The sequence below is a fragment of the Planktosalinus lacus genome (assembly GCF_014640155.1).
Taxonomy (GTDB): Bacteria; Bacteroidota; Bacteroidia; order Flavobacteriales; family Flavobacteriaceae; genus Planktosalinus; species Planktosalinus lacus.
In genome coordinates this window covers 33,205-44,409 of sequence record NZ_BMGK01000014.1, presented here as the reverse complement: position 1 = coordinate 44,409, position 11,205 = coordinate 33,205, and the positions used below count along the sequence as shown (strand labels likewise).

The following is an 11,205-nucleotide window of genomic DNA, read 5'->3' as shown; positions in this document are numbered from 1 at the left end:
TTGAATACAGTACATATGTGACAAACTCATTCATTCTGTAAAAATAAAAAAATCCCCAATTTTCATTAGGGATTTTTTGTAGCGAGAGGGGGGCACGATCCCCCGACCTCCGGGTTATGAATCCGACGCTCTAACCAACTGAGCTACCTCGCCATGAATTCCCGAGCAAGCGGGAATCTTATTTCACTTTAGCAATTCTATTCCATTTCTGTCAGATCCTCCGTCCGCCTTTGGCGGATATGAATCCGACGCTCTAATCAACTGAGTTACCCGCCATCTTTTCCCACGTAAACCTGGGTCTCAAACATTATTTTTGAGAGCGCAAATATAAAAACAATTTACAGTAGCGCAAAGCTTTATTTTAAGAAAATAATTTTTAAAATCTTTTCTAATTTCAATTTAATATCTATATTGTGCATTAACTAACTTTGAAATAAATGGAAGCAAAAACTAAATTTGAGATGGAGTTCCCAATACAGGTCTCACCATCACTTCTTTATCAATATATATCAACCCCATCTGGTCTTTCAGAATGGTATGCAGACAATGTAAATTCACGTGGTGAACTCTTTACATTTATATGGAATGGATCTGAAGAAACAGCCAAGTTAATGGGCAAGAAAAGCGGAGAACGCATTAAATTTAAATGGATGGCAGATGAAGGAACCGACTATTTTTTTGAAATGCGCATTCAGGTTGATGAAATTACCAAAGACGTCTCATTAATGGTAACTGACTTTTCGTCTGAAGATGAACTCGATGAAAACAAAATGCTTTGGGACAATACAGTGTCTGAATTAAAACACATTTTGGGGTCTACTTAAAAATATTTTAAATAGCTATATCTTTGCCTCGTTTATTTTAAACGAGGTTTTTTTATGGTGAATTTTAATGGAAACATTTTAGAAGAAACAGAGGTTATTTTAACTCCTTCAAATCGTGGATTTTTATTTGGTGATGCTGTTTTTGAAACGATGCGGATAACAGCGGGTAAAATTTTATTTTGGGAAGATCATTATCTGCGACTGATGGCTTCAATGAGAATTATGAGAATGGACATTCCGATGGAATTTACTATGGAATATCTCGAAGATCAAATTCTCCATACAGTTATCGCTGTAAACGATAATTCTAAAGCCTCAAGGGCACGACTCACCGTATTTAGAAATGATGGTGGCTTGTATAGTCCAATTAATAATTCAGTCTCTTTTGTAATTTCTGTCAGTGAATTGCAAACACCCTTTTACCTCAAACATACCGATTTTTATGAAGTAGAGTTGTTTAAGGATCATTACATCAACTCCGGTATCCTTTCTACGATTAAAACAACCAATAAGCAGGCTAATATATTAGGAGGTATTTTTGCCATGGAAAACAACTATCAAAACTGTATTTTATTAAACGAGCACAAACGGGTTGTTGAGGCTTTGAACGGAAATCTATTTTTAGTTTTTGGAAACTCCATAAAAACACCATCTATAATAGAGGGATGTTTAAGAGGAATCTTGAGAAAACAACTCCTCGAAATGGGAAAACAACTACCGGAGTATACTTTTGAGGAAACTATAATATCTCCTTTTGAACTGCAAAAAGCTGATGAAATTTTTATAACCAACGTTATAACAGGAATACAACCAATATCAAAGTATCGAAAAAAAATATTCAAATCTGATGTAGCATCAGATTTGCTTACAAAATTAAATGTAAAAATAAGGCTTAGTTAAAGTTGGGGTTTTCAGGAGCATTGGACCAAATTAGATAATCTCCACCAAATTCTTTCATTTTTTCTTTCCAAAAAGAGGCATTTTCAATCGAAAAAATCCCATTTTCATAAGTGTTATTCACTACAATCCAGCTGTTTAGGGAGAGTTCCTGTTCCAACTGGTTTGTGTCCCAGCCGGAATAGCCCAAAAAGAAACGAATATCTTTCTCGGTCACTTGGTTCTTTTCAAGAAGCATAGTAACGGTTTCAAAGTCACCGCCCCAATAAATTCCATTAGAAATTTCAATGCTATGGGGGATCAAATCAGGTATTTTATGAATAAAATACATATTGTCCTGTTCTACAGGTCCACCATTGTATACAACAATGGTTGAATTAATAGTAGGAATTAAGTCGTTTATGGTATAATCAAGTGGTTTGTTCAAAATGAAACCAATAAAGCCACTCTCATTTTCTTCAGCCAACAGCACTACTGACCTGTTGAAAGAGACATCACCAATTATAGTGGGTTCTGCAACAAGTAAGCGTCCTTTTGTTGGTTTTAAAGAAGTCATATAGTAGTGTAAAACTTAGATTAAATCTAATTCTTTTTTTCTTAAAACCGAAATTTAAATGCAGAAACTAGAAAGTTTAGAATATAAAAAAAACCCTGTTCAATTTTGAACAGGGTTTAATAATGTACCGTTAGGTTAAACTAGTTCACTGATTTTTGTAGATCAGCACCTGCTTTAAACTTCACTACTTTTTTAGCAGCAATTTTAATAGTTTTTCCTGTTTGAGGATTTCTTCCTTCTCTAGCCGCTCTTTTAGAAACTGACCAAGATCCAAAGCCTACTAATGACACTCTATTTCCTTTTTTAAGAGATTTTTCAACATTTCCTAAAAAAGATTCTAAAGCTTTTTTTGCAGCTGCTTTTGTAATTCCGGCGTCAGCTGCCATTCCATCGATTAAATCTGATTTGTTCATAAATTTGATTTTTAAATTAAATTGTTGGTTAAACGTAAATTATTTCGCTTTACAAATTTAATCGGTTTATCGGTTCACGCAAGTAATAACGCGGTAAATCGGAGTTATTGTTAATAACTTACCCACATTGTTAATAAACTGCCTATTTTTTTATTGCTTTTTAGATACATCAACGGGGATAAGCCTTTAGCGCATTTTTGAATTTGCCTCGAAATTAAATCCATTTAAAAGATCCTTTGTGTGCATATTTTTTTTGCCTGGCAATTGAATTTCTTTGATACCAATATAACCATCTTTAGCGGCTACTTTGAGTTCTTTTTTTGTAGAAAATATCATTCCGGGGGGGTCTTGGTGCTTTATTTTTTCCTTTGTGGTTTTAAAGATTTTCACCTTCATTTCCTCTCCGCCATTTTCCAAATAGCACCATGCAACCGGATAAGGACTCAGTCCCCTCACTAGATTGTGAATTTGGTCAACAGGTTTATTCCAGTCAATTTTTGTGTTGTCGTGATGTAATTTATAGGCTGTTTTGAGTGGCTCTTTTGTTGCTTGTGTAAATGGCTTCACTCCATTCTTTTCAATAAGCTCAACTGTGTCAAGCACCAATTGACTTCCTGAATTCATTAGTAGGTCATGCAATTCACCTGCATTATGTTGTGGGTTGATGATCACTTCTCTTTGAAGTATGATTTCTCCGGTATCAATTTTATCATCAATAAAAAAAGTAGTTACACCTGTTTTAGTTTCGCCGTTAATGATGGCCCAGTTAATGGGGGCTGCTCCTCGGTATTGAGGCAGTAAGGATGCGTGCAGGTTAAAGGTTCCTTTTTTAGGTAAACGCCACACCGATTCGGGTAACATTCTAAAAGCAACTACAATTTGTAAATCGGGTTGCAAGTCTTTTAGATTTGACTGGAATTCTTCACTTTTAAGGTTTGTGGGTTGCAAGATCTTTAAACCTTGAGCAAGCGCATATTCCTTTACGGCCGATTGTTTTAAAGAACGGCCTCTTCCCGCAGGTTTATCAGGAGCAGTTACAACGGCTACTACATTTTTATGATTATCAATAAGGGACTTCAAAGTTGTAACTGCAAAATGGGGGGTTCCGTAGAAAATGATTCTTAAGTCAGACATTATTTCAAAGTGTATTTATTTGTTGGGGTTAACATGATTTTTTGAGCTTCTACAAGTTGTTGTAAGACAAGCAGTGTTTTTGGTTCTGAAAAACTACTGCTTTCACAGATTTCTCTTGACGAAAGTACTTTTTCTTCTAATAATGTAAGTAGGGCATTGGCAATAAGTCTTTTTTCTTTAGCTGAAGGAATACTTTTTTGCTTTGCACAAACACTGCAAATACCACAAGGAACAGCTGACTGGTCCCCAAAGTACCTAAGCAACTGGATGCTTTTGCAAGTAGTATCGTTTTCAATAAAATTGATAACGGCTGCAACCTGGTCTTTTTTGTGTCGGTTTTGTTTTTCGACCATTTTTGAAATCCTGTTGATGGTTCTGTCGTCTTCTCTGGGTTCAATAAAGGTAATAGAAGCATCAGTAGTTGCTAAATTTAAGGAAATCACCTTGTCTTTTTCAAATTGTTTGAGTTGTTTAATCACCTCTTCAGTTGATTGGCCACATTTGTCTGAAATCAATTCAAGGTCAATGGCTATAGGTTTATCAAAAATTCCGGTGTAGATTCTCAAAATGGTTTTACCAATCACAGCAGTTTTCATGCTTTGATCCAAATAATATACAGTTTGTTTTGAAGAAACTAAAAATTGAACTTCAGTTTTACGTCCAAATTCCAGCGAAAGCTTTATAATCCCCAATCTGTCCATGGTTTGTATGGCATTATATGCCTTGCCGGTGTGTAATTGATACTGGATACAAAATTTTTCAAAATTGAACGCATGGGTTGTAAAGGCACCTTCACCATATGCTGTGTAAAAGTGATTGCAGAGTTTTCTGTAAATAAGCTTGAGAAAATCAATAGTTGGTAAATTACTGATAAATTGTCTATAGACTTGAGATTTGTCGGCTTCATTGTATAGTAATATAGCTTTTGAATAGGCACCGTCTCTGCCAACACGCCCTGCTTCCTGAAAAAAGCTTTCCAGACTTTCAGGTAAATCTATATGAATAACGATATGCAAGTTTGTTTTGTCAATACCCATTCCAAATGCGCTTGTAGCCACCATAACGGGGATGGTTTCATCAAGCCAATTGTTAAGGCGTTTGTTTTTTTCAGATGTGTTTAATCCACCGTGAAAAAAAGTGCTTTTGATTCCTTCTAGATTCAGTTGCTTTGAAATTTCTTCAGTGCTTTTTCGGTTTCGGGTGTAAATGATGGCTGCTTGTTGTTTTTCCAACAGCTGCCTTATGCGATAAAATTTATCTTCTTCTTTCCAAACCTGATAAGAGAGATTTTCCCTAAAAAAGGAATTTTGATAAATGGAGGGTTCTACGAGTTCTAATTCGTTTATAGTGTCTGAAAGCACATCAGGAGTCGCGGTGGCAGTTAATGCGATGAATGGAACACCGGGTTTTAGGTTTCTAAGCAGGTTTACGTTTTTATAGGCCGGCCTAAAATCGTTTCCCCATTGAGAAATACAATGGGCTTCATCAATGGCAATGAGGTTGACCTGCATTTTTTCAATGCGTTGTTGAACCAATTCCTGTTGTAATCGTTCTGGCGAAAGGTATAAGAATTTATAATTTCCATAAATGCAATTGTCAAGCATTCTATCAAGGTCTGCATATGAAATACCGCCGGTAAGCGCCATACTTTTAATTCCCATTTTGGTGAGTGCATTTACCTGGTCGTTCATCAGGGCAATCAAAGGAGAGACCACAATGCAAAGGCCTTCATTGATAAGTGCCGGAACTTGAAAGCAAATCGATTTTCCGCCACCTGTGGGTAACAGGGCAACAGTATCTTTTTTTGAAAGGACACTTAAAATAATTTCCTCTTGTAGGGGTCTGAAGCTGTGGTGCCCCCAATACTGTTGTAATATTTCTAAAGGATTTGTCACACTTTAAAACTAAAGAAGGTGTTAATCATTTAATGAATATAGAATTTAATATTATATTATGTAATAAATTTTTTGATTAAGGCTTTTGAGCAAGTTTGCAACACGTTTTATTGCAAATGGCTTACCTGATCCAAAATAAAGGCCACACGTTCTTCAACCGAACACTTTGGAACAACAACAGGGGAGTAGTTATAACTTTTATAGGCATTTTCAAGGTAATAATGAATTTTCTTGGCTTCGTCAAAACTTTCATAGCGCTCATTATCGGGTTTGTAAATAACTTTCCAGGGTGGTAAAACAAAAACCATATCATAGGTATAACTTTTGCAAATCACTTGCATTTCTTCAGGATATTTTTCATCTGCATAATGCAAATAAGCTACTACATCGTGCAAACCGCGGTCATAAAAAACAATTTTGCTATTAAATTCGAGAACTTCGTGAAATTGATTGATTCTGCCCTCGAGTAAAAGTTCACTGAAAAGTAAAGGTTTTTCGAGAAATAATTGTTCATATCCTTCTTTTCTGGCTTGCAAAATTACCTCTCTGGAAACTTCGTGTAAACAGGGATAACCGTGTAATTCCAGGGCTTTAATTACAGAAGATTTACCTGTACCTGGACCTCCCGTAATGACAATGCGTTTTGGTTTCAATGTAGCGGTGTTTAAAAATACAAAATACGGAAAAAGAAATTGAATTTGAAATGGTATCTTTGCAAGATAAACAAAAGCAAGAAAGTTTCCTTTATGAATTCAGATCAAAAAACGGTAGAGTTTTATAAAAAACTGAAAGAAAAGTTGAGTAATGACACCTTATGGCCGTCCAATTATCTTTATAAATTCATTGTGCCTTCAGACGAAGAAAAAGTTTTTCAAATCAAAGAAGCGTTTAAATCACATGAAGCCAATATTCAATTGAAAGAATCTTCAAAAGGAAATTTTGTTAGTGTTTCTATTCATGTAAGAATGAAAAACCCTGATGCAGTCATTGAAAAATACCTCGAAGTTTCCTACATTGAGGGAATAATTTCGCTTTAGCTTAACTATAAACAAACTTTTTTTCAGTACTTTGCGCAAAGCAATGAAAAAGAAGTAAACTTCAAATTAAATTTATACAATTTTGTTAGATCAATTAGAATACAATACCGAAAGACCTAAGTTAATCATTCCCGAATACGGGCGACACATTCAAAAAATGGTAGAGCACACCATTACCATTGAAGACAATGTAGAACGCAATAAAGTAGCCAAAAGCATTATTGCCGTGATGGGAAATTTAAATCCACATTTACGTGATGTGCCCGATTTTCAACATATGCTTTGGGATCAGCTTTTTATCATTTCAGATTTTAAACTTGATGTGGAATCTCCTTTTCCCATTCCGGAAAAAGAGGTTTTAATGCAACGCCCTGATCCATTGGGATATCCACAAAACTATCCTAAGTACCGTTTTTATGGAAACAATATCAAACGAATGATAGATGTAGCCAACGATTGGGAAGACAGTGAAAAAAAGGAAGCCCTGATACTCACCATTGCAAACCACATGAAAAAATCGTATCTCAACTGGAACAAGGACACCGTTGAGGATGATGTGATTTTTGGTCATTTATTTGAACTTTCAGGAGGGAAAATTAACCTGAAAGAGAGTGATGAAGATCTTTCCAATGCTTCAGATTTGATGAAAAGTAAAAAGAAGCATTCCAATGGAGGGTCTGGTAAGAAAAACTTCAAAAGCAACAGGTCTCGTAAACGCTACTAAGATTTTATTTTATGGGTATTTTCAAGATTGAGGGCGGTCATAAACTCAAGGGTGCAATTCAACCGCAAGGTGCCAAAAACGAGGCACTTCAAATCCTTTGTGCTGTTTTACTAACTCCAGAAAAAGTAGAAATCAAAAATATTCCAGACATCATTGATGTCAACAAGCTTATTTCCGTTTTAGAACATTTGGGAGTTAAAATCCAAAAAAAAGGAAAAGGGTATTATATATTTCAGGCAGATGATTTGGATATGAGTTATCTTGAATCAGAATTGTTTAAGCAGGAGGGAAGTTCGTTGAGAGGGTCCATTATGATTGTAGGTCCTTTACTGGCTCGTTTTGGAAAAGGTTACATACCCAGGCCAGGAGGTGATAAAATTGGTCGTAGAAGACTCGATACTCATTTTGAAGGATTCATCAATCTGGGTGCAAAATTTCGTTATAACAGAGAAGAGCGTTTTTATGGTGTAGAATCTCCTGAGGGATTAACGGGTACATATATGTTACTGGACCAAGCGTCTGTAACCGGAACTGCAAACATAGTGATGGCTGCCGTTTTGGCTAAAGGAACCACCACCATTTACAATGCAGCCTGTGAACCATATTTGCAACAACTGTGTAATATGCTCAAAAGAATGGGCGCAAAAATAAGCGGTGTTGGGTCCAACCTGCTAACCATTGAAGGGGTTGAGTCACTGGGAGGATGTAAACATACTGTTTTACCAGATATGATAGAAATAGGTAGTTGGATTGGTCTGGCTGCTATGACGCGCAGTGAAATTACCATTAAAAACGTGAGTTGGGAAAACTTGGGAGTCATACCTGATACTTTTAGAAAACTTGGGATTACGCTTGAAAAACGCGGTGATGATATTTACATCCCTGAGCAAGACCATTATGAAATACAAAGTTATATTGACGGATCTATTTTAACAATAGCTGATGCACCCTGGCCCGGCTTTACACCTGACTTATTAAGTATCGTTTTGGTGGTTTGTACTCAAGCTAGAGGTAGTGTGCTTATTCATCAAAAAATGTTTGAAAGCCGTTTGTTCTTTGTAGATAAGTTGATTGATATGGGAGCAAAAATAATACTTTGCGATCCGCACAGAGCGACTGTAATTGGCCACGATTTTCAGTCTATGCTAAAGGCTACCACAATGGTGTCACCTGATATCAGAGCGGGTATTTCCTTACTGATTGCTGCTTTATCAGCTACTGGGACCAGCACGATTCACAATATTGAGCAGATTGACCGGGGGTATGAAAACATTGAAGAACGTCTGCAGGCCATTGGTGCAAGAATCAGTAGATTGGATTAATAGGACTTCGGAAAGACTTTTAACTTGCTTTCAGTAATTCTTTTTGTTTTAAAATAAGATTTTTATGTTTTAAAGAAAGATGTTTCAAATTGTCTTCTTTCAACGTATTGGTATAGGTAGATTCAAATATATTTTCACTCGCATTAAAGAGGGAATTAATTCTTCTGTGTTTTTGTAAAGAAAGGCACTCATTGATTTCCAGCCAAATATTAAAAAATTCCTGGTTTGGTTTAGCTTTATAATTTACTTTTGCTTGTGAGACCAACCTGTTTCTTTCGTCCTTCAATTGCTCTTTGAATAGTAAACTTTTTTGTATACAAGATGTAAGAGTCTTTTTGAGGTCATGATAAATTATTTCATTCCTTACCATCGTGTATATAATAATGCGATCGTTGTTGAGCTCTAACAAGCTATTTAAAATTTGTATTTGTATTTTATATTCCATTTTGAGGTTGTTTTAAGTCAGATTTTGCTTTATAAATGATTTTTAATACTTAAAGCTACGCTGTCTTTATTGCAAGTGTTGGTTTCAAAAGGGAGATCAAATAAGAAATTTTCTGTGTAGGTTATGGTTCTCTTGATTTTGCCGGGAATAATCCAGTACATTCTGGTGGCACTATTTTCATCAGGATAGCCATATTGATCAATAATTTCATTTATAGCCTTGACTGATTCTCTGGTCCAATGTTTTTCCCAGTCGGGCATCGGGTTATTTAAAGGTAGTAAATGGCTTGTGGTTTTTTCTTTATTTGTATCAGTTGGTTCAATATAACTCTGTGCGCTCATAGTTACATAGCACAACATGAGGATGCAAATAATGGTTGGCTGTACATTTTTCATAACTCTTAATTTAATTTTTTTAAAAACCCCTGTTGTTTTCTGTAACCTTCACAATTTGAATACAACAGGGGTGCATAAACAACAATTACTTTATTTATTCTCTTTGATGTTTCTTATCCTTGGAATCTCCATCTTTGTTGTTTAATTGAGATAAAGTGCTTTTTTTATCTTCATTTCCTTCTCTTTCTTCCTTTCCTTCTCTTCCTTCTCTGCCTTGACTGAATTGTTTATTGTCTTTTTTAGCAGTAGGATTGTTAGGATCCGTATCTTTTTTTCGTTCTTGATCACTGGGATTTTGCCCTTGTTGAGATTGAGATCTTGACTGGTCACCTCTTGACTGATCACCGGAATTCTCACGATCGCGATTTTCATTTTGTTTCTGTTCCATCTTATGTGTTTTAATTTATAATTTATATAGGTAAAGATGCTATATTGTTAAATAATTTACGTTACATAAATGTTTTAAAAAGTTGTATAAATCCTCTACTTTTTCCATTAAATTAACAATTGTTTTGTCAAAAATGAGAGATATCTATTGATTGCTATGCTGAGATAGATTTTATTGCAGTATGCATTAAATCAACCGGTAAAATTGATTGAGTACAAAAGAAACTGGAAAATAGTTTACTCCAACCCGCTGGTGGATATGGATGTATTATATCCAATTTCACAAGTTATAATTGAATAGGAAATTGATGAGAAAAATTAACCAAATGGAACCGCGTCGATTACTAAAAACTATGAGATAATAATTTTATCGAGCTGAAGTTGAATTAGATAAAAGCTACAGATACTCTAAATTTTTATTTCTTCTAAGTTTCAATTCTTTATAATAAGAAGGAGAAAGTCCTGTAACTTTTTTAAATTGGTTTGATAAATGCGCTACACTGCTATAGTGAAGCTTGAAGGATATTTCAGTAAGGGTAAGTTGATCATATAGCAGCAATTCTTTTACTTTTTCAATTTTGTGAAAGATAATGTATTGTTGAATCGTGATACCTTTAACTTCTGAGAATGTATTGGAGAGGTAAGAATAATCGTAGTTTAATTTTTTACTAATATATGAGGAATAATTAACCTTAGGGATTTTATCTTCATAATGAATCATTTCTATTATGACACTTTTTATTTTTTCAATTAAGATATGCTTGGAGTCCTCTAAAAGTTCTAAACCTGATTGCAGCAATACTCGTTTTAATAGCTCTTTTTTTTCTAAAGATATTTCCTCTTTAATCTCAACCGTTCCTAAATCAACGTGTAAACATTTAAAGCCTAGTTTTACGAGTTCTTGTTTAACCAACATTTTACAACGAAGGCTTACCATGTATTTTATATATAATTTCATAAAGTGCCCAAATAATTTGCAATCTCTTAATGATATAAGGTTTCTTTTTTTTATAAGAAAAAAAGTAAACTGTTTAAGAGAAATTGATTTTGTTTTTTTTCGGTGTTTTCTTCACAGTAAACTATTAAGTTTATAACAATTCAAATAAATTAATATATGTTTTATATACCATAGTCGATGTACAAGGAGATATTTTTTGACTATGAAACCTGGAGCAA

At 34.7% G+C, this 11,205-nt stretch carries 14 protein-coding genes and 1 tRNA gene; 5 read left to right on the top strand and 10 right to left on the bottom strand.

Features of this window, described 5'->3' with window-relative positions:
• Positions 1-79: 79 nt before the first annotated feature.
• A tRNA-Met gene (locus IEV69_RS13395) sits at positions 80-153 on the bottom strand.
• 284 nt (positions 154-437) lie between these two features.
• On the opposite strand from IEV69_RS13395, the gene IEV69_RS13390 reads away from it, so the two are divergent.
• Complete coding sequence (locus IEV69_RS13390) at positions 438-824, top strand: START-like domain-containing protein (protein ID WP_188443282.1); 387 nt, start codon at positions 438-440, stop codon at positions 822-824.
• 54 nt (positions 825-878) lie between these two features.
• Positions 879-1,724 (top strand): aminotransferase class IV, encoded by an 846-nt coding sequence (locus tag IEV69_RS13385; protein WP_188443281.1) that lies wholly within the window; start codon positions 879-881, stop codon positions 1,722-1,724.
• Here IEV69_RS13385 and IEV69_RS13380 read toward each other — a convergent pair.
• From IEV69_RS13380 to IEV69_RS13360, 5 genes are all read right to left on the bottom strand, one after another.
• Positions 1,717-2,277 carry a YqgE/AlgH family protein gene (locus IEV69_RS13380; RefSeq protein WP_188443280.1) on the bottom strand — a complete coding sequence of 187 codons (561 nt, stop codon included), beginning with the start codon at positions 2,275-2,277 and terminating at the stop codon, positions 1,717-1,719. The genes IEV69_RS13385 and IEV69_RS13380 overlap by 8 nt on opposite strands.
• Positions 2,278-2,417: 140 nt before the next feature.
• Positions 2,418-2,690 carry an HU family DNA-binding protein gene (locus IEV69_RS13375; RefSeq protein ID WP_188443279.1) on the bottom strand — a complete coding sequence of 91 codons (273 nt, stop codon included), beginning with the start codon at positions 2,688-2,690 and terminating at the stop codon, positions 2,418-2,420.
• A 186-nt stretch (positions 2,691-2,876) separates the two neighbouring features.
• Positions 2,877-3,824, bottom strand: coding sequence for a methionyl-tRNA formyltransferase (fmt, locus tag IEV69_RS13370; protein WP_188443276.1), 948 nt, complete (start codon positions 3,822-3,824; stop codon positions 2,877-2,879).
• Positions 3,824-5,719, bottom strand: coding sequence for a RecQ family ATP-dependent DNA helicase (locus IEV69_RS13365; RefSeq protein ID WP_188443274.1), 1,896 nt, complete (start codon positions 5,717-5,719; stop codon positions 3,824-3,826). Before IEV69_RS13365 ends, fmt begins: the two co-directional genes overlap by 1 nt.
• 107 nt (positions 5,720-5,826) lie before the next feature.
• Positions 5,827-6,372: an AAA family ATPase gene (locus IEV69_RS13360; RefSeq protein WP_188443273.1), complete on the bottom strand. Its 546-nt coding sequence runs from the start codon at positions 6,370-6,372 to the stop codon at positions 5,827-5,829.
• A gap of 93 nt (positions 6,373-6,465) precedes the next feature.
• Here IEV69_RS13360 and IEV69_RS13355 point away from each other — a divergent pair, with 93 nt between their 5' ends.
• The 3 genes from IEV69_RS13355 (at position 6,466) to murA (ending at position 8,802) form a co-directional block, all read left to right on the top strand.
• A complete protein-coding gene (locus IEV69_RS13355; RefSeq protein WP_188443272.1) occupies positions 6,466-6,756 on the top strand; it encodes a DUF493 family protein in 291 nt (96 codons plus the stop codon).
• An 82-nt stretch (positions 6,757-6,838) separates the two neighbouring features.
• Complete coding sequence (locus IEV69_RS13350) at positions 6,839-7,480, top strand: DUF4290 domain-containing protein (protein WP_188443271.1); 642 nt, start codon at positions 6,839-6,841, stop codon at positions 7,478-7,480.
• 11 nt (positions 7,481-7,491) lie between these two features.
• On the top strand, positions 7,492-8,802 hold the full coding sequence (gene murA / locus IEV69_RS13345) for a UDP-N-acetylglucosamine 1-carboxyvinyltransferase (protein ID WP_188443270.1): 1,311 nt from the start codon (positions 7,492-7,494) through the stop codon (positions 8,800-8,802).
• Between the two features lie 19 nt (positions 8,803-8,821).
• Here murA and IEV69_RS13340 read toward each other — a convergent pair whose 3' ends face one another.
• The 4 genes from IEV69_RS13340 to IEV69_RS13325 form a co-directional block, all read right to left on the bottom strand.
• Positions 8,822-9,247, bottom strand: a complete 426-nt coding sequence (locus IEV69_RS13340; RefSeq protein ID WP_188443269.1) for a hypothetical protein — start codon at positions 9,245-9,247, stop codon at positions 8,822-8,824.
• A gap of 29 nt (positions 9,248-9,276) precedes the next feature.
• Complete coding sequence (locus IEV69_RS13335) at positions 9,277-9,642, bottom strand: hypothetical protein (protein ID WP_188443268.1); 366 nt, start codon at positions 9,640-9,642, stop codon at positions 9,277-9,279.
• Between the two features lie 94 nt (positions 9,643-9,736).
• The gene (locus IEV69_RS13330; protein ID WP_188443267.1) at positions 9,737-10,030 is read right to left on the bottom strand and encodes a hypothetical protein; all 294 of its coding nucleotides are present in this window, start codon (positions 10,028-10,030) and stop codon (positions 9,737-9,739) included.
• A gap of 396 nt (positions 10,031-10,426) precedes the next feature.
• Positions 10,427-10,987 carry a helix-turn-helix domain-containing protein gene (locus IEV69_RS13325; RefSeq protein WP_188443265.1) on the bottom strand — a complete coding sequence of 187 codons (561 nt, stop codon included), beginning with the start codon at positions 10,985-10,987 and terminating at the stop codon, positions 10,427-10,429.
• Between the last annotated feature and the right edge of the window lie 218 nt (positions 10,988-11,205).

Excerpts from the sequence above, each read along its gene's own strand:
- IEV69_RS13390 (WP_188443282.1), top strand. The coding sequence starts at position 438 with ATGGAAGCAAAAACTAAATTTGAGATGGAGTTCCCAATACAGGTCTCA.
- IEV69_RS13385 (WP_188443281.1), top strand. The coding sequence starts at position 879 with ATGGTGAATTTTAATGGAAACATTTTAGAAGAAACAGAGGTTATTTTA.
- IEV69_RS13380 (WP_188443280.1), bottom strand. The coding sequence starts at position 2,277 with ATGACTTCTTTAAAACCAACAAAAGGACGCTTACTTGTTGCAGAACCC.
- IEV69_RS13375 (WP_188443279.1), bottom strand. The coding sequence starts at position 2,690 with ATGAACAAATCAGATTTAATCGATGGAATGGCAGCTGACGCCGGAATT.
- fmt (WP_188443276.1), bottom strand. The coding sequence starts at position 3,824 with ATGTCTGACTTAAGAATCATTTTCTACGGAACCCCCCATTTTGCAGTT.
- IEV69_RS13355 (WP_188443272.1), top strand. The coding sequence starts at position 6,466 with ATGAATTCAGATCAAAAAACGGTAGAGTTTTATAAAAAACTGAAAGAA.
- murA (WP_188443270.1), top strand. The coding sequence starts at position 7,492 with ATGGGTATTTTCAAGATTGAGGGCGGTCATAAACTCAAGGGTGCAATT.
- IEV69_RS13340 (WP_188443269.1), bottom strand. The coding sequence starts at position 9,247 with ATGGAATATAAAATACAAATACAAATTTTAAATAGCTTGTTAGAGCTC.
- IEV69_RS13335 (WP_188443268.1), bottom strand. The coding sequence starts at position 9,642 with ATGAAAAATGTACAGCCAACCATTATTTGCATCCTCATGTTGTGCTAT.
- IEV69_RS13330 (WP_188443267.1), bottom strand. The coding sequence starts at position 10,030 with ATGGAACAGAAACAAAATGAAAATCGCGATCGTGAGAATTCCGGTGAT.
- IEV69_RS13325 (WP_188443265.1), bottom strand. The coding sequence starts at position 10,987 with ATGAAATTATATATAAAATACATGGTAAGCCTTCGTTGTAAAATGTTG.